The 18,626-nt window shown below is 50.4% G+C and carries 15 protein-coding genes; 9 read left to right on the top strand and 6 right to left on the bottom strand.

Annotated features, from left to right (window positions below):
• Positions 1-227: 227 nt before the first annotated feature.
• The 4 genes from K3T83_RS09075 (at position 228) to K3T83_RS09060 (ending at position 4,512) form a co-directional block, all read left to right on the top strand.
• The gene (locus K3T83_RS09075; protein ID WP_220202648.1) at positions 228-1,223 is read left to right on the top strand and encodes a DUF929 family protein; all 996 of its coding nucleotides are present in this window, start codon (positions 228-230) and stop codon (positions 1,221-1,223) included.
• 297 nt (positions 1,224-1,520) lie between these two features.
• Positions 1,521-2,222: a histidine phosphatase family protein gene (locus K3T83_RS09070; protein ID WP_220202647.1), complete on the top strand. Its 702-nt coding sequence runs from the start codon at positions 1,521-1,523 to the stop codon at positions 2,220-2,222.
• A gap of 52 nt (positions 2,223-2,274) precedes the next feature.
• Positions 2,275-3,123, top strand: a complete 849-nt coding sequence (locus K3T83_RS09065) for a hypothetical protein (RefSeq protein ID WP_220202646.1) — start codon at positions 2,275-2,277, stop codon at positions 3,121-3,123.
• 165 nt (positions 3,124-3,288) lie between these two features.
• Entirely contained in the window at positions 3,289-4,512 is a 1,224-nt protein-coding gene (locus K3T83_RS09060; RefSeq protein ID WP_220202645.1) for a glycosyltransferase, read from the top strand.
• 83 nt (positions 4,513-4,595) lie between these two features.
• Here K3T83_RS09060 and K3T83_RS09055 read toward each other — a convergent pair whose 3' ends face one another.
• Entirely contained in the window at positions 4,596-6,467 is a 1,872-nt protein-coding gene (locus tag K3T83_RS09055) for a S53 family peptidase (protein WP_220202644.1), read from the bottom strand.
• A 765-nt stretch (positions 6,468-7,232) separates the two neighbouring features.
• Here K3T83_RS09055 and K3T83_RS09050 point away from each other — a divergent pair.
• Positions 7,233-7,514, top strand: coding sequence for a hypothetical protein (locus tag K3T83_RS09050; protein WP_220202643.1), 282 nt, complete (start codon positions 7,233-7,235; stop codon positions 7,512-7,514).
• Between the two features lie 185 nt (positions 7,515-7,699).
• Here K3T83_RS09050 and K3T83_RS09045 read toward each other — a convergent pair whose 3' ends face one another.
• Complete coding sequence (locus tag K3T83_RS09045) at positions 7,700-8,092, bottom strand: hypothetical protein (protein ID WP_220202642.1); 393 nt, start codon at positions 8,090-8,092, stop codon at positions 7,700-7,702.
• A 163-nt stretch (positions 8,093-8,255) separates the two neighbouring features.
• A complete protein-coding gene (locus K3T83_RS09040) occupies positions 8,256-8,501 on the bottom strand; it encodes a hypothetical protein (RefSeq protein WP_220202641.1) in 246 nt (81 codons plus the stop codon).
• Positions 8,502-8,689: 188 nt separating this feature from the next.
• On the opposite strand from K3T83_RS09040, the gene mnmA reads away from it, so the two are divergent.
• Genes mnmA through lysS form a run of 3 tightly spaced genes read left to right on the top strand, consistent with a single transcriptional unit; the run spans position 8,690 to position 13,389 of the window.
• Positions 8,690-9,880 (top strand): tRNA 2-thiouridine(34) synthase MnmA, encoded by a 1,191-nt coding sequence (gene mnmA, locus K3T83_RS09035; RefSeq protein WP_220202640.1) that lies wholly within the window; start codon positions 8,690-8,692, stop codon positions 9,878-9,880.
• Entirely contained in the window at positions 9,877-11,682 is a 1,806-nt protein-coding gene (lepA, locus tag K3T83_RS09030; RefSeq protein WP_220202639.1) for a translation elongation factor 4, read from the top strand. Before mnmA ends, lepA begins: the two co-directional genes overlap by 4 nt.
• Positions 11,683-11,730: 48 nt before the next feature.
• Complete coding sequence (gene lysS / locus K3T83_RS09025) at positions 11,731-13,389, top strand: lysine--tRNA ligase (RefSeq protein ID WP_220202638.1); 1,659 nt, start codon at positions 11,731-11,733, stop codon at positions 13,387-13,389.
• 76 nt (positions 13,390-13,465) lie between these two features.
• On the opposite strand, the gene K3T83_RS09020 is transcribed toward lysS, so the two are convergent.
• From K3T83_RS09020 to K3T83_RS09010, 3 genes are all read right to left on the bottom strand, one after another.
• A complete protein-coding gene (locus tag K3T83_RS09020; protein WP_220202637.1) occupies positions 13,466-14,365 on the bottom strand; it encodes a TlyA family RNA methyltransferase in 900 nt (299 codons plus the stop codon).
• A 1,048-nt stretch (positions 14,366-15,413) separates the two neighbouring features.
• Positions 15,414-16,127, bottom strand: coding sequence for an SRPBCC family protein (locus K3T83_RS09015; protein WP_220202636.1), 714 nt, complete (start codon positions 16,125-16,127; stop codon positions 15,414-15,416).
• Positions 16,128-16,538: 411 nt separating this feature from the next.
• Positions 16,539-17,453 (bottom strand): DMT family transporter, encoded by a 915-nt coding sequence (locus tag K3T83_RS09010; protein ID WP_220202635.1) that lies wholly within the window; start codon positions 17,451-17,453, stop codon positions 16,539-16,541.
• 939 nt (positions 17,454-18,392) lie between these two features.
• On the opposite strand from K3T83_RS09010, the gene K3T83_RS09005 reads away from it, so the two are divergent.
• Entirely contained in the window at positions 18,393-18,596 is a 204-nt protein-coding gene (locus K3T83_RS09005; RefSeq protein WP_220202634.1) for a hypothetical protein, read from the top strand.
• The last annotated feature ends 30 nt before the right edge of the window (positions 18,597-18,626 follow it).

Raw genomic sequence — 18,626 nt, 5'->3', positions numbered from 1 at the left:
ATCTTTCAGTTGTGTTCCATTTAAGAAAATAAACGGCTTTGTTCTCATTCATTATGTCACCTCTAAATGTTCTCTGCAATTTCGAGAGCTTCATCATCGCCTCTCTATCTCGTCACAATCTTGAGGCCAGCATTAGGAGTGAGAAGCGCTGCTATACGCTGCTAAGCAATGATATGCTAGAATACGGTAAAGTAATTGCGGATTAGCAACTTATTGAGGTTTGATATATGGCGAAATCAAAGCAACCGGCTTCTGCTGCTCAGCGACGTGAGCAGATGCGGCAGCAAAGACAGCAGCGCATAGATACGGGAAAAAATAAAAAGCGTTCGCGTAAGCGTGCCTCCCGCAATAATCCCTGGCCTCTGCTCATCACTATCCTGGTGCTGGTCGCGGTCATTATCGGTATCTTTTTCGTGATTGATCGTCAGCAGCGTGCAAGTTCTCCAGGTGGTTCCGATAGTGGGGCAGCTAGCACCTTCAAAACGATTACATCGCTGGATCCTACGTTGCTGGCAAATGTGGGAACAGGCAATGCCAGCAATTTAATGCATGCATTACCCGCGAATGCCACTGTACCCAATGGTCCCAATGGGAAGCCGATGGTTCTGTACGAGGGCGCAGACTATTGCCCGTACTGTGCCGCGCAACGCTGGTCGATCATTATCGCGCTGAGCCGTTTCGGCACCTTTAGCCAGCTTGAACCGCTCACCTCGTCTGAAGGCAACTATATTACATATACCTTCCATAAATCGACGTATACTAGCCAGTATATTGATTTCGTTGCTCTTGAGACGACCGATAATCAGGGCAACAAGCTGGATACTCCAACTGCGGAACAGGCCCGGCTGATTACAACCTATAATGCTCCCCCTTATACGAGCAGCGCTGGCAGCATTCCTTTTCTGCTCTTTGGAAACAAACAAACTTCGACCGGAGCCTTTTTTTCTCCCCAGGTGTTAACCGGTCTCTCATATGCGGATGTCGCCAACCAGCTCAAAGATCCTAATTCTGATGTGGCGAAAGGCATGCTGGGGGGCGCGAACTATATGACGGCAGCTATCTGTCAGCTCACGAACAATCAGCCTGCCAATGTATGTACTTCGGGACCGATTCCATCCATTCAGCAGTCGCTCCCCAAGGTCTCTTCTGGCTCAGGCGGTGGCGCACTGGCCGCTCTGGATATGCCTTACGCGGCTACCGGGACACGGAGATATATAGCCTGATTGGTTTGTTGTGAGAGGCTCATCTGCTTTGTTGGGTTGCAGCCCCGGCCTTGACGCTATACAATACTATCAATCAATTAACCCGACGTTGCGATATATGAAAAGACACGGATTTCCTATGGGCCGTGTCTTTTCAAAGGATTGGAGCATGATTGATGCCTGAGAGGATGGATGAATATCGGGGTTACGCTGCTTCACATCATCTGGATTTATCTCTGTGTGGGTATTCGCTTTGCAGGCTGGCGTCTGCAATTGTGGCTTCAACCTTCTCATTTTTTGGAAAGCACCAGTAGGAGTATGAAACGAACACTGCTCATCGTTCGACATGGGCAAACGACCTGGAATGTTGAACATCGGCTCCCTGGACAATTGCCGGGAGTCGCGTTGACGGAGAACGGACGTGAACAGGCTGCTCGCCTTGCCGAATCGCTCTCCGTCCTTCCTATCAGTAGCATTATTAGCAGTCCTCTAGAGCGCGCACGTGATACTGCCGCGTATCTTGCCGAGGGGCGCAATGTAGAGATACAATTTGAGCCAGATCTCATGGATACCAATGTTGGGGAGTGGGCCGGGAAGGTGATTGATGATCTCTCGAAAAACGATCCCGCATGGAAGGCATATGTCAAAGATCCGACCGTTGCCCCGGAGGGAATTGAGACGTTCCCACAGGTGCAGCGCCGTGTTGTTGCGGCTATCGAGCGCTGGCTGACGCATGATGATATCGGAGCCTACCCCGTTTTTGTCGCCCACGCCGATGTGGTAAAGCTTCTGGTCGCTTACTATACAGGTCTGGAGGCCGGGCGAGCTGGTACGTTGATGATCGATAATGCCTCTGTTAGCCTGATTGAACTTGAAGATAGCCAGCGTCCGCGCATGCTTGCCATTGGTTGGAGTCCTCGCCCTGGCTGGCTCAAGCCTCCTCTTCCTGAAGCACAAGCTCAAACGCAAAAGCCTGAAGCGGAAACGCAGGAGCAGGAAGCTGGAGAACAAAAAACATAAGAAACGCTAATTCTCATATTGTACCTCGTTTGCACCGAGAAGGGGAAAGAGCATGTTTGATCCGCGTGATCCCTATGAACGCTACTACTGGCATTATGAGTCCCGTCGCCCTTTGACCGTTGCGCAAATTATCGCCTTGCGCAGCGTAGATGTTGAGACCGCAGCATTGGTCTGGCTCTTGCTGGAAAATGGAGCCTCATTGACTGTTGCTGGCCCAACCGATCCTACGCCGGGTGTAGGGAAAACAACTACTTTAAATGCTCTCCTTCAGTTTTTACCAGAAAATACAGCTCTGGCCTATATGTCCGGGATGTACGAGAATTTTGCCTTTACTCGTTCATCTGATATCGACCCTGCGACGACCTATGCTCTCTGCAATGAAGTGAGCGATCATTTGCCCATCTATATGTGGGGACGCGTTGCTCGCCGTTACCTCTCTCTGCCAGTTCAGGGCTACCATGTTGCAACCAGCGTCCATGCCGATACAATTGATGAGGTTATTTCAATGTACCAGCGCGATCTGCGCCTGGGTGTGGATGATGTGCGTCGGCTGGGACTGGTGATCAATATCGGGTTGGTTGGACGAATCTATCCGCCGCGTCGCCGCTGGTTCACCACACATTTTTTTCAGCCTGACCCTGATCCCAAGAGGCCGAATGCCATTGTGCCCGTGCCTCTTTCGCTCTGGAATAACGTTGATGACACCTTTGAACTGGCGGATCAGGCGATTCTCGATGATCTGGCGAACTGGTTGCAGATCCCTTGCCAGGAATTTCCTCTCGCCCTCAAACGGCGCATCGATTGTTTGAAAGAACTCTCACAGGGAACGGGAGCAGGAGCAGAAGAGATGTATGAAGCGATCGCCGATCTACGCGAACGTGAGCAAAAATCTCAACCATGAAATAGATGTATCCATCTGATTGTTGTCATGAGTAGTAGATACGAAAGGAGGTTGCTCGATGCTGAAGCGTAATGAGCTGTACGTCAGCGAAGGCCGCTGGCCCCGCATTTGCAATGTGTGTCGATAACAAATAAAGAGCAAAGTGCTAAGAGGAGCATATCTGTTATGTCATGTTCTGTTGCTATGCTCAGCGTCCACACGTCGCCTCTAGATAGTCCCGGACGTACAAAGGATGCGGGCGGCATGAATGTCTATATGCGCGAGTTAGCGTGTGCGCTGGCTAAGTATAACGTCAAAGTTGATATCTTTACCCGTTGGACCAACGAAACAGCCCCACAGGTCGTACAACTCAATCCGCAGGTTCGCGTGATCCATATCAAAGCCGGACCGGTTGCCCCGATTCATAAAAACGATCTCTACCAATACCTTCCCATCTTCACACGCAATATTGATGAATTCCGCTGTAGGGAAGCTGGCCAATATGATCTGATTCATAGCCACTATTGGCTTTCTGGCGTGGCCGGAATGCGTCTCGCTCGTCTCTGGGATATCTCTCACGTCACCACGTTTCATACGCTGGCACGTCTCAAACAACTTGCACATCCCAATGAGCCAGAGCCACCTCTGCGCCTCGAAATGGAGCAGCGCTTGATCCAGCATGTAGATCGCATTATTGCTCCAACTGTCGATGAGCGCACCGAGTTAATTCGCTTCTGTGGCGCGACGACGAGCCAGGTTGATGTGATCCCCTGCGGAGTTGATCTTGACCTGTTTGTGCCCCGCGATCAACAGCAGGCGCGTAAGCTGCTGTATCTAGATCCACAGCAGCCAGTTCTCCTCTTTGCGGGCAGGCTTGACCCCTTTAAAGGGCCAGATCTTTTGCTGCGAGCTGCCGCGATGATGGAGGAAGAGGCCCAGATTGTGATTGTGGGCGGTAAGTTGAGCGGCGACAAAGATGTGAAGGGGTTGCAGACGCTGGCAAAAGAATTGAAGATTAGCCAGCGCGTCCATTTCCTGGGGGCACGACCTCGCCAGGAGATGCCGCTCATCTATAGTGCGGCTCATGTAACCGTTGTGCCATCCTATCATGAAAGCTTTGGTCTGGCAGCTGTCGAGTCGCTGGCCTGTGGAACGCCCGTAGTTGCCACGCGTGCAGGTGGCTTGATGACTGTAATCCAGCATGGCGAGACCGGTTATCTTGTGCCGCGCTGTGCCGGTTTCTTCGCCGAGCGGCTTGATACACTTTTGCACACTCCTGATCTCTATGCGCACATGAGTGCCGCTGCTCGCGATTCTGTGCGGCGATTTAGTTGGAGCAGCGTTGCCCGTCAGGTCCACGATGTCTACGATGCGATTATCGATGAGGCTGAATGTCTGGTGGCTCAGTAGTAGTGTGCCAGCACTTCTTTACCACAAACATACAACAATGCTCAGAGCGTCTGTCTCTGAGCATTGTTTTGTCGAGATTCCGATTATTCGGACAGTGCCAACTGGGTGATATCGTTGAAGTTCGGCGCTCCCCAGCCAGTCGAATAGTCCCAGCCCGGAGTTGCCGGATAGAACAGGTTATTACCAACGGTGATATCGGTGTAGGGATGGTAGTTTTTCGCCTGGTTTGCCAGCGTATAGAACGTGGGCACACCTCCAATCGGCGACTTGCCATTTTGTTGCAACGCCTGATTCACCAGCACAGCACCGGCAGCCCAGATCGGAGCGGCCGCGCTGGTGCCTCCAGAAGCATACCAGGAACCATTGTAGTAGATGGCGATGTTGGGATAAGCCGCTGCGGCTACGTCAGGCACCTGCCGCAGCCCGTTAGGAGCCGTAACTGGTGCCGGTGGCAGGGTAGCGGTGAAGACTGCCTGTGATGTGCCATCATAATGCGTTGTTGTGCCTTTTCCGGTTTGCCAGGATGGACGTTTGAAGTCGGGATTCTGGCTGACACCACCTCCGGTTCCCCACTGGTTCTGGCACACAGGCGTACCATCGTCCTCTCCCCATACAGTCTCGCTTGTGCGTACATTGCTATCGTTCACTTGCAGGTGCGTGCCACCAACGGAGATGGCATAGGGGGCGCTGGCCGGGAATGCTACCTCTGCAACCTGGGGCTGGCGGACGCGCAGCGTGTATGCTCCACAGTCGCCACTACTGATGAAGACCGAGATGCCTTCGCTTGCCAGTGTGCGCAAACTGCGGTTGACCGCCGCCATCTCACTTTCGCTAAACGAGCTTTCGGCCGTTCCGTAGCTAATGCTCAAGACCTGGACACGATGATCGGTGGCGACGCGATTCAACAGATCAACCATCGCCTGGGCAAAAGAGGTATTATCTGCATTGGCTTGGTAAACGAGAATATTGGCCTTTGGAGCCAGGGCTGCGACTAGTTCAACATCCATTGCCGCCTCGCCTTCGCCCGGTCCCGATTTCACTTTGCCATCGATCTCAACGGTTTCGACTTTGGGAACTGCGATACCAGCACAGGCTGCGTAATTGGCAAGATCTGAGGCGCTGAACGGCTCGCTAAACTCAGCAATACCAACGCTCATGCCCTGTCCCTGGAAACCCTGTGCATAGAGCTTGTCGAGTTGATAGGCGGCAGCCAATTTCTTTGCTGTAAGCGTCTGTTTGGCCCCATAACCCTTACAATTGGCGCTGTTTGCCTGTTGTGTTTGCTCTTGGAAGCCAACCGGCGGCTTGAATTCGGGTAACGCAAAGTTGTCCAGTCCGACTACTGAATGGACGTAACCTCTGATGGATGCTGGCAGGGTGGGTTCGCCTTCCTGCATGAAGAAGGTGCGGTTCAGCAGGGTGTAGGCTTTTAATTTAATATTAAGTGATTTCTCAATTGTCGATACTTTAGCCCTAGCCTGGATTGATGAGCGCAGACCGTCTACGGCATCGACGGTGTAGCCCTGGCTGGTTAACCAGCTTTTGACCTGCTGGAGCTGCGTATCGGAGAGGGCATATCGTTGGACAAACTGATCGGACGTGAGGAATTGGTGATAGGTGGCAGAGCCAGGAGTGTACATCTGAGCCATGTCACGCTCGATAGCTGCATCATTGTAGGCGAGATTAAATGTCAGTGGTTTTATTTCATTAGCAGGTAGTGGAGTACCGCCGCTCCCCTTCTTTGCTCCAGGTGGGGGATTGGCGATAGGAGTTTTTTGCGCGCCAGGCGTTGGCGTAATGCCACCTGCCTGTGGCGCTGTATTTGCTTTCGTTGTGCCCGTCGTGGCAGCTGTATTGCCGCTATTAGAACAGGCACTCAGGACCAGTCCGAGAATGATCATACTGAGAAGGAGAGAGAAAAGCGGCCGAGTAGCCCTTTTTTTATCTGTTTTCACATAAGCCTCCGTGTCTTTTAAGTTTCTCTGCCATAAGAAATAATATGCTACTTTGCGTTTTCTGTACACCGTTTTCTGGCTACATTCTACCAGTAAAGAGCTTAGATCACAGTTAGTCAATCAATAGCTGCACAGTGAACTATTCAACAGTCTATACGTTAGAGTCATGCGATTTAGGTCACAGATCACTCACGGGGAAAAGATTGCCACCGGCAAGGGTGGACTTTCACCTATCTCTATGGTATAATCAGTCCATCAGTAGGAGACCACTCATTGATCTGGCAGTAAGCCTGTAGGTCCACTCCTGTTTGTCTCAGAATGCATGTGGTGGATACATAGGCGTTCACACTCCGCGCAAGCTGGGTGAGGGTTGGAATGATTATGTGTTCAGTCTCAACAACATCGTCAGTAACTTCACTGCGTATGGCTGCGAAGACGGACACTGATGTGTGAATAATGACACTAGGGATGCGATTTGCCCTGGTGTTTTTTTTATTTTCATTTTCTTATACGCTCTTGCGTGCCTGGCTCATCGATCCATTCTTCTATTCTTTGGGCCTCTACTCTGCAATTGATAGCACACGTCGATTCAGAATAGTATTATTTGATGAGAGAAAGGAGGAACGCTTTCGAGCTATCGGCGCAATGAATCGTAGGCTTACCTGATTGCAACCCCGCTAACGTAAGCTACGCCACTACAGCGTATATCATAGACGGCAAGTGGATAACGGAAGTGGTTGCTAGATTTTAAGGAGAGTGCAGACCATGAACTCAAGTATGATCAACAAAATTGCCAAAGCCAAGCGCTATGCAGCGGAGCCGGAGCGCATTCAATTTACCCGCTTTGAAGCAACGTTCCAGGGTGAGAACGATGTTCATACCACTACTTTCGACAATGGGGAGTGGCAATGCACTTGTCGTTTCTTCCATGACTGGGGGGATTGTAGCCACACGATGGCCATGCAGCGCGTCTTAGGCGTGACTATTCCTGCCGCTCATCGTCATGGTATCCCTTCGGGCATCGGTACTAGCCCCCTCAGACACTAACTCAGGCCGACACATTTTATCTTGTGGCGACTTCACTCTGTTGCCCTGAAACGACAGCCGTGCAACAGAAAAACTAGAGGCACTGATTCATAAAGACATAATAATCGGTGCCTCTTTCGTTTGCAATCGCTATCTGACGGAAAGATTAGTCAGATAGCCTCACATATTATTATAGTGGCGATGTCTCAGGCGCGAACTACCAGGAAATAGTAGCTGCCAATGATGATTGCGATCATGATGACGGCCAGAATAGCGACGGTGATGAGATCTTTTTGGACGTAGGAAAAGTGTTCTGGCGTAATCAAAACCGCCGCGTTGCGCTGAGCTTTATTGGCTGCCGCCTGGCGACGTGCCGCCAGCTTTGCCGCAGCACTGCCTTTGGGTGCAGTACTGACTGTCTTCTCCTGCTCGGTTGATTGCTCCATCACTGCGGTTGCCGCTGTTGTGGTTTTCGCTTCCTCCTCTTCCTCCGACCGCTGCTCATCTATGACCGATGTTGGGCGCACAAGCTCAATACTTTTCTGCGCCTTTGGCTTTCTTTGCGCTCCACTTCGCGCGGACGCTGACTTTTTGGGCATATGCACTCTCCCGCTTCTCTAGCCAATAAGGGATGCTCTGGCTGTTTGATCGACTGAAATGATAACAGTCCTTCTTTTATTACGCGTAATGGCGCGATAAATCTTAATTATGACGCACCTGATGATATTTCGCTGCTATTATACACGAAATATTAATCTTTGGCTATGGGGCTATTGGTTCAGCCAGAGCTTTCCAATTCTCCCATCTAGCGGGAGTGCAGAGGGCGGCAGCCCTTTGCCGGGGTGCGGGGTGTCCCCGCAAAAAACCTTTTTTCTTCTCTTTTGCGCGCCGCCGCAGGCGGCGCGCGAAGGAGGGAAGGAAACTGGGGACACCCCAGACCCCGGCAGGGAGACCCTGCACCCCTTTGAGCGGAGAACTGGAAAGCCCTGTTGGTTCAGCGTTTGACAAGAAGCTGCTACTGTGCTACCCTTATCTTGGCAATAAAGGGCACTATATCCCAGCTACAGTGGGATATCACGATATGTGTAGGCGCGAAACTAAAAACGAAGGCTAGCCCACATCTGGCTAGTCCTTTTTTCTACATTTCACTTTTTCAGAACCATCATAGTTGCTAGCAACAGGCAGGATTTTTACTTATGGCACGAATAGTCGTCGCAATGAGCGGCGGCGTAGATAGCTCAGTCGCCGCCGCGCTTCTCAAAGAACAAGGACATGAAGTTATTGGTATGATGCTGCGCCTCTGGTCGGAACCGGGGGTGATTGAGGAAGAAGACAATGGCGTTGAGCGCGTTGCGCAAAATAAATGTTGCTCGCTCGAAGCGGTCGATGATGCACGGCGTGTGGCTCGAATGCTCGATATCCCATTTTATCTGGTGAATGTTGAGGAAGAGTTTAAAAGTACTATTGTTGATTCTTTCTATGAAGATTATGTTGCGGGCCGTACACCGAATCCTTGCTTAACCTGTAATCGCCATATACGTTTTACGGTATTACTGAAGCGCGCATTGGCTCTCAATGCCGACTATCTGGCGACGGGACATTATGTACGTGTTGACGATCATCCCGTGACTGGCAAGCGCCGTCTCCGACGTGGGGTTGATCCAGAGAAGGATCAGTCCTATGTTTTGCATGTCCTCAATCAAGAGCAGCTTGCCCATGCCTGTTTCCCGCTGGGTGGCTATACCAAGCCGCAGGTACGCGCGCTGGCAGCTGAGCGTGGGATGCGTGTGGCAACTAAAGCGGAGAGCCAGGAGATTTGTTTTGTTGCCAAAAACGATTACCGCGGTTTTATAGATCGCTACGCCGCGAGTCGGGTTGCTGAGCAAGCTGCAACCCCGGAGCTGGTCGCGGTTGGTGCTGGTCGGAGTTCTGCTGCCAGCGCAACGCCGTTGATTGCCATTCCAAAGCCAGGACCGATCTACGATCAGCAGGGCAAGGTGTTGGGACGCCATCGCGGATTGGCATATTACACGATTGGTCAGCGCAAAGGACTGGGCGTTACCTCCCCGGAGCCGCTGCATGTATTGAAAATCGACGCGCAACAGAATGCGTTGATTGTTGGTCCGGCTGCCGCCCTGCAACAGAGCGAGTTTTTTGTACGCAATATGCACTATAGCAGTGGTGACATTCCTGCCGGGCCATTTGAGGCCCGTGTGCGCATTCGCTATAAGGCTCCTGAGCAGCCCGCATTGATTACACCTCTTGCAAACAATCGAGCGCAAGTATCACTTGTACACCCACAGCGGGCTATCACACCAGGACAGGCTGCCGTACTCTACGGTGGTGAGGATGGTGATGAGGTGTTGGGTGGAGGAATCATTGAATGACAGATCAAGCACATATTAGAAATTTTTGTATCATTGCCCACATCGATCACGGGAAGTCAACCCTTGCGGACCGCTTGCTGGAATTTACCGGCACCGTCTCCAAGCGCGAACTGATGGCGCAGACGCTTGACCAGATGGAGCTGGAGCGCGAAAAGGGCATCACCATCAAAGCTCAGGCTGTGCGTATGCGTTATACCGCGCTTGATGGTGAGGAATACGAGCTGAATCTCATTGACACACCCGGACACGTTGATTTCACCTATGAGGTCTCGCGTAGTCTCGCCGCATGCGAGGGTGCTCTCCTGGTGATCGATGCAACACAGGGCATTGAGGCACAAACCCTGGCAAACCTCTACCTGGCGCTGGAGGCCGATCTGAGCATTATTCCGGTGATTAATAAGATCGATCTCCCCAGCGCAGAGCCGGAGAAAGTTCGGCAAGAGGTGGAGGATGTCATTGGCATACCAAAAGAGGAGTGTATTCTGGCCTCGGCAAAAGAGGGGACTGGCACGCAGGATATCCTTGAGGCAATTGTCAAGCTGGTACAGCCTCCTAAAGGTGAGGTTGAGCAACCCTTGCGCGCTCTCGTTTTTGACTCTCACTACGATGCCTATAAGGGTGTGATTGCCTATGTGCGCGTTGTGGATGGGCAGTTGCACCAGGATGAGCGTGTCGTGATGATGGCGACCGGCAGCACTACCGATATCCTTGAAGCTGGTTATTTCCATCCGCGCCTGATCTCTGCTGGCGCGCTGACGACCGGCGAGGTGGGATATATTGCCACCGGCTTTAAAAATGTCAAAGATTGTCGCGTGGGCGATACGGTGACGCTACCTTCGGCGCTTACTCGGGTCGAACCACTCTCTGGTTATCAGCCAGCAAAGCCGATGGTCTTTGCCGGTTTATATCCGGTCGAGGGCAATGATTATCCGTTGTTGCGCGATGCGCTGGACCGTTTGCAGCTCAACGATGCCTCGCTCTTCTATGAGCCGGAAACCTCCGGGGCGCTCGGGTTTGGCTTCCGTTGCGGCTTTCTCGGCCTGCTGCATATGGAGATTATTCAGGAACGCCTGGAGCGCGAATATAATCTCGATATCCTCGCCACCGCTCCCAGCGTAGCCTATCTGGTGACGAAGACGGACGGCACAACTATGGAGGTCGATAACCCATCGGCCATGCCTTCGTTTGGCGATATAGAGAAGATCGAGGAACCCTGGATGGATATCTCGATCTTCACCCCGTCCCGTTATATCGGTACGATTATGGATCTGGTGACGACGCGGCGCGGTACCTATAAAGATCTCAAATATATTGAGGCCGAGCGTGTGCTGTTGACCTATAGCATGCCGTTGGCCGAACTGATCATTGATTTCTACGATCAACTCAAAACGCGCACACAGGGATATGCCTCGCTTGATTATAGCTTTGGCGGCTATCATGAATCGGATCTGGTCAAGCTCGATATCCTGGTGAATGGCGTGGCGGTTGATGCGTTATCTTTGATCGTGCATCGTGAGAAGGCGTATCATCAGGGACGCGCTCTGGTGGAGAAACTGCGCGGCCTCATTCCGCGTCAGTTGTTTGAAGTGCCTATTCAGGCGGCCATCGGCTCTCGTGTGATCTCCCGCGAAACGGTGAAGGCGATGCGTAAAGATGTGCTGGCGAAATGTTATGGCGGTGACATAACGCGTAAACGCAAGCTGTTGGAGAAACAGAAAGAGGGCAAGAAACGCATGAAGATAGTCGGCAATGTGGAGATTCCACAGGAGGCGTTTATGGCTGTCCTCTCTCTCGGTGAGTAACTATCTTATTCTTGATCATCATTTTATAAGTAGGAACGGATGAACGCAATGAAGGGAGACTGGATCACTAGGATCAGTGATCAAATAGAGCAGCGAGTACGCAGGACAAAGGGCGAACAGGCCCATATCATCTGTGAATCGGGCATCAGTCCTTCGGGTCCGATTCACCTGGGAAACCTGCGGGAAATTATGACTGTCCATCTAGTGGTTGAGGAATTGAAGGCGCGAGGCTGGAACGCTGAACACGTCCATATTTGGGATGATTTTGACCGCCTGCGCAAAGTACCAGCTGGCGTGGACCCCTCTTTCGCAACGCATATCGGGCAGCCACTTTCAGATATTCCCGATCCCTTTGGTGAATATGATTCATATGCCCTCCGTTATATGACGCAATTTACGAGAGGATTGGAGGCGCTTCAGGTCTACCCGCGCTATGTCCGTCAATCACAAGCATATCGTGAGGGACGCTATACAGGGAAGGTCAAGCAAGCGCTGGTTCATCGTGGAGAGATCTTTGATATTCTGGCTGAGTATCAAACGGCCATTCAGGAAACGGCGGAGGAGCGTCTCGCACGGCGTGCGGCCTATTATCCATATCGTGTCTATTGTGAACGCTGCCATAAAGATGATACCCAAATTACATCCTATAATGAAGAAACTGCTTTTATCTCCTATACATGTCAATCCTGTCAGTACAGCGGTGGCTTTAGCTTGGATGAGAAAATGGAAGGGAAGCTGGTCTGGAAGGTAGACTGGCCAATGCGCTGGAACTTCTATCAGGTCGATTTTGAGCCTGCGGGCGAGGATCATTCAGCGCCGGGAAGCAGCTTTACCGTAGGGCTGAGAATCTTGCGCGAGATCTATCAATCGCCGCCGATCCAATATGCCACCTACGCTTTTGTGGGCATGGATGGGCGTACGAAGATTTCAAGCTCGGTTGGCACCACAGCCACGCTTGCCTCAGCATTGAATATTATTGAGCCTGCTATTCTACGCTGGTTGTATATTCGTCGCGCTAACAATCAGGCATTCAATATCGATTTTGGGCAGGGGTTGTTGCGCCTCTACGATGAGTGGGATACGCTCTTTAAGCAGATCAACACTGGCAAGGCGAACGAGCAGAACAAGAAAATGTATGAGCGTGCCACCCGCACTTCTCACGGCGAGGTCGCGCATACGCTGAAGCCAGTGCCGTTCTCGCTGCTTACCTCGCTGGTTGATGTGACGCATGGCAATATCAAGCAGGTAACGAGAATTGTTGCGCAGAGCTTGAAAGAGCCAGTGGAGTTCGTTGAGCCAGCAGAGTTGGAGCCGCGCCTGACCTGTGCTCTAGATTGGGTGAATAACTACCTGCCCGATGATGAGCGTACGGCTATCCAGGCAAGCTTTGATGCGGGAGCGTATGAGCGGTTGTCGGAGAGCCAGCGTAAAGAGCTGCAAATGCTGGTGGAGAAGCTGGACAATTATTGGACGCTCGCCGGGTTAACCGAACTCATGTACAATATCCCGAAACTGGCACGAGGGTTGTCTGTCGATACGCCGCCCGACGACGAGTTGAAGCAGGCCCAACGTGCATTCTTTGTGGCCGTCTATACGCTCATCTGTGGCAGCGATACCGGCCCACGCATCCCAACGCTGTTGCTCTCTTTAGGCAAAGAGAAGGTTAGATCCTTGCTCTCGCCTGAGGTAGGTGCAGTTTCTGCTTAAAATAATCGTTAAGGCTCTTCTGAAAGAGGGGTTGGCATCCTTCTGGTGCCAATCCCTCTTCTTTGTTGAAGCAAGATTACTCTATATCTACTTTGCCGACACCAACATCTGCCACCAGAGTTGCTAGGGTCTCCTCTGTATAGCAATAGGGAGTACAATTGTGCCCTTTGCTGAAAAGTGCTATAAACTCCATAACGCCGTGACGAGGCTGCAATGCTAGCTTGATCGTTCCTAGCGGTGTGAATCCTGCACCTGTGCCTGCATCCAGCACACGTTGTAGCGCTGTAATGAGCAGGGTTGGATCATCGATGTGTCCACTTCGGCGAGCCTCTGCACTCTCGACCTCAAACAGCGGTTTGACGAGTGCCAGTATCAACCCTTTTGGGGCAAGCAGTGGCGCAGCAATTGGTAGTGCTTTTGTGAGCGAGAGATACGAGAGATCCAGTGTGATCAGCATTGGCGCGGGATCGAGCATTGCCGGTGTGAGATCGCTTAAATTGGTGCGCTCAAGGTTCTTTACCTGTGGGTGAACACGTAAAGAGCCAGCCAACTGTCCGTAACCAACCTCCACAGCATAAACATATGCCGCGCTATGCTGTAGCAAGCAATCTGTAAAGCCACCTGTAGAGGCTCCACAATCGAGAGCCACCTGACCGCTGACATCAATGGCAAAGTGTTCCAGGGCAGTTTCGAGCTTATAGCCTCCGCGACTCGCATAACGAGATCTTCCCAGAACACGTAGTTTCGCATCCCTTCGCACCTTCATGCTTGGCTTGTCGAACCTCTGATCGTTGACGAGTACTTTGCCTGCCATGATCCAGCGTTTTGCTTCGTCGATATGTTCAAAAAGGCCGACTTCAACCAGCAGATCCGCCAGTGGCACTTTCCGTCCTGGCTGAGTCTGCTTTTTATATTGTGAAGTATCATGAAATTCTGTATGTGTCGATACTTCTGCTTTACCCAGAAATGAGGGCATCTCCTTTTCCCTTTCTTATCCTTTTGTGATGAGCGATAGCGGTAAAAAGCGCATCAGTTGTGATAAGAAAAGGTGGAGCGCGGATTGATGGTAGATGCTGATCGCAGAGACTGGACGCTTTTCTTGCGAGCCAACTCTGCTCAGCGGAAGATGATAGATATCTACAGGAGCTAGCAACCTATGCTAGCTCGTCATAGCTCCCAGCCTGGACTCAATAATGAGGAATGGTATGAAACTGAAGGAGCGTTGGTCGCATACAAAGGATGTGATGCTGTAAAGTCGTTTTCTTGCTGAACAAATCCATCATGCTATCCAATCTAGTTATGTGGAAGAGAGCCGAAAAAGTTACATTTGTTCAGCATAATGGGCGAGAGGGAACATGTCAAGAGAGGGAAAGCGGATCGTTAAAAATAAAACACAACGAGGATCGGGGCAAATCTGTCAACCGATCCTCGCTCGTGTGTCTCTTTTTCTACACAACTCCTGTGTCACTTAACCTAGTCCTAATCCACGTAGGCCAAGAACATTGCTGCCATAGTTAATAGAACTCAATGCCCCCTGCTTACGTTCATCATCCAACAACGAAAGCCGTTGTTAAGACCACGCAAGTTCTGCATGAACTGCTGTCAAGATAGCAGGATAGATCAAACGCTCAGGGGAGTGACATACCCGCATTTACGGGTACTACTAGTCAATCTGGAACACCATCCCCAGTAGGCGAATTGGTTTCTTCATTGGTCTCATAAGACCTCCTCTCGGATTACTTATGCAAGGCCTAAAGCCAAGTGCCAGAGTCTGTTTGTTCTCTGGTGGTGTTCCCTTAGCAGGAACACACGAATCATAACATATGTGTCTGGATATGTCAAGGGATTTCTTTGTTGTTCAAAGAATTACGTGAGATTTTATCTGCTACAAACGTATAAATAAGTTTATACTCATCTTCTCACTTTGTTTAACAAAGTTAAAACGAGGCCAACGCAACGAAATTGTCGCGTTGGCCTCGTTTTAACTTTGCGTTTATCGTTTGCGATTCTGTTGAACGGGGCGATTAGTATCCCTGTTTATCGCGGTTCTGCTCAGGAGGTCTTACCGGAGAGCGGACCTCGCCTGGCTCCACTGGTATTGAACCAACATCCGCATCGCGTGAAGAGCCAAGATTTTGATTGGTGGTGCCTGTAATGTCACGATCTATGATGGGTTCATTCTTTTTGCCAGCATTGGGTTCGTTGTACATCGTCTCGTTTTGGCGACCTGTTGTCGTTCCCTTGCCAGCTGCGCTATCGGTGTGGAACAAGTAGTTGGAAGACGTGGGATCAAGTGCGCCAGCAGGTGCCTGATCGACCATGCGGGCGAAATGATTGAGATCATCGGTCAGGACATCATTGAAGTGTTTGCCAACACCCATCTTCTCGCCAATATCTCCCAGCACACCAGCAGGAGGATTATAATCGATAAAGACATCAACCTTTGTCTGGTTGTTGCCCGTCGATTCAAAGGTCACTTTACCAAAATTTTCCAATCCTTTGGTCGAGTGCCAGCCTACCTGCTTATCGGGAATCCATTCTGAGTTCACCGCATCCCACTCATGCCGACCTGCTACCTCTGCGACCCAGTGGCTATTGTCCTTGTCATGATACGTGACTTCTTTTACAAAACTCATGAATTTCGGAAAGTCATTAAAATGTGTGAACATCGAATACACCTGATGTACTGGTGCATTGACTACTACCGATGCATGATGTTCTTTGTACTGTTGAGCCATGTCTATCTCCTTCCCTATGGATACGCTATGGTAGCGACTAACTTTCTGGGAGGCGTGACGTGTCGAATGTTTGCTACCTTGAGCGCTTTTCCTCGCTTTCATCCATATGCGCAATGCTTCTGGATGCCTCCCTGCAAACACCTTTAGAATCATAGCATATGCTTCTGTGGAAAATCAATAAATAAAGCACTGCTATACACTTCTAAGCGTATTTTTATTTGCTTAGAAATATGTAAGATGAGACTATTTTGCTGGATCTTTTGCAAACAAAAGATCCAGAGCCACCTGCACTGTTGTGAAGCAGGGGAAGAGGGCCATGAAAGGCAGGAGAAGCAACATTATTCCTGCCCTTCACAGGGGTAATACTCAATTATTTAGCGCTTGCTGCCAATATGCACAATGAGAAAAGTGTTAAAATTCCTTCTTGAGATGCTTTTGTGGAGCGAGCAAGATTACCAGCATTGCTCCCAGCAAGCAGCACGCGCCGAGGAGACCAAAGAGGCCAAGCTGTTCACGAAAGAGTATCCATGAGAGTAGCGTAGCCGTCAGCGGTTCGCACATTGTCACAATACTTGCTACAGTTGCAGAGAGTGAGCGCATGCCTGCCTGAAAGAGGGCATAGCCAAGAGCGCCCGGAACCCATCCAATATACAGCAAGATGAGCCATCCCTGGATAGAATAGGTAAGCGCCAATCCAGTGAATGAAGTGCAGAGGAACAGAAGCAGGGCCCCCGTTCCAAATGCCACAAAATTGACCTGTAGCGGGTGATAGCTGCCTGTGAGCTGTCGTCCACAGAGAATAAAGCCGGCATAGGCGCAGGCTGATAGAAAGGCGAGAAACACGCCTATGAAGGCTACGTTTCCCTCGTTGACATGGGGACGTGCGGCGACAAGAAGAATTGTACCGCCAACTGCGCCTGCTAAGGCAAAGAAAGTGAGCGGAGTAAGCCGTTCGCGTGTGACCAGGGCGGAGAAGAGGGCAATGATCACTGGAACGATACAGATAGCGATGAGGGTCGAGATGCTCACGCCAGCTGTGGGGATAGCAGCAATATAACAGGCTTGAGAGATCGCCATCATGCTGCCCATTCCCATCATGACAGCAAGATCGTGACGCTTGATCGCAAAGATCTGGCGACCAAGACGCAGCCAGCAGGTGAGAAAAAGCAGTGGAGTGGCGAGAGCCAGCCGTAAGAAGGTCAACGAGAGAGCATTGGTTGTGCTCGATGCATAGAGCGCCAGGTTTGCAATGCCGATGGTCCCCCAGGAAACGGAGGCACAGACGATGAGCAAGAAGTCGCGACGGAACGCATGGTGAGAGAACATAAAAATCCCTTCCTCAAATGCAAATGAGAATCAAAGGAACAGTGCAAAGAGGGCAGGATGAGGGCATAAACTCAGCACACAAACTTGTTATAGAATGTGTTGGAGTTCTCGTGAAGAAGATGAGGCCGTTCTACCTGCCCTGATGGGAGGCAACGGGTGGTGGAGAACAGAGCGGATTTGAAGCGTAGAACGCAAGATCAACCATTGTGTATGCATCCTCTATAAAAATTAGAAGGCGAAAAATGGGAAGATTATCCTTCTCTGCTTATTCTACCAGGAAGCGAGGCATTGTCAAGGTTGAGGCCGGTGCAACTGATAGGAATGCTCTCCCCATTTTTCCTGTTTTGCTTGTTATTGAACAGCTATTTTGCTAGAATGCGGAAAGAAGATAAATGGCTAAGAAATATCTTACGAGAAGAAAGGATTAAACAGGAAGAAAAGAAATATCATGGCTAAGAGATAGCTTGATATTTAAGGGCAGGTAATCAGTAGAAGGTTTGAGAAAGAGGTGTGGTTCTCGGGAAAAATCAGGTGCTTGCTCACAAAATATCCTGTGGATGCCTTATTCCTATTAGCTTGCATTTACCTCTATGCTATGGATTAGAATAATAGCAGAAGATCTTTATCTTCTACCCTGGTTACTATTTTTCTATGTCGGCTCTTTCTTGACTGGGAATAACGTATCTGTGGTGCTGAAAAGTTCTGATGAGTAGGAATGTTGGGGTCTTTATTTGGGAGTTTTTAGCAACTAGTGTAAGATAGCTGTAGCTACAGCAGACAAAAAGCATAGTAAATCTTTTTCTTGTAACTTATCGCAATCAGTTCACGTAATGAGCAGTAGAAGTAATTAACAGGTGAACTCAGGCTTTCAGGTGGTACACACTTCCCATAGATCGTTGTAGCGTCCCAGTTCTATCATTGTTAGGAGGACTACCCGTTATGCACAATGCGACCCTGGAAAACAACAAGTTACATCGGGCGTTGGAGCTTGTTGGCGGTTCAATTGACCCTGAAATTGCTGAATCTTATCCGTCATTGGAGGCTCGTATTTTAGCACAGGCTTTGGAGAATGTAGAACTGGCAGAACGTCGTTTACGTGAGATTCAAAAGCTGGTTGGTGATATTGATGAGGTGCTTGTATAGTGCCGCATGAGGGGGATTAGGAGCTAAATC

Source organism: Reticulibacter mediterranei, from assembly GCF_016587455.1.
This window is presented reverse-complemented; position numbering and strand designations above follow the sequence as displayed.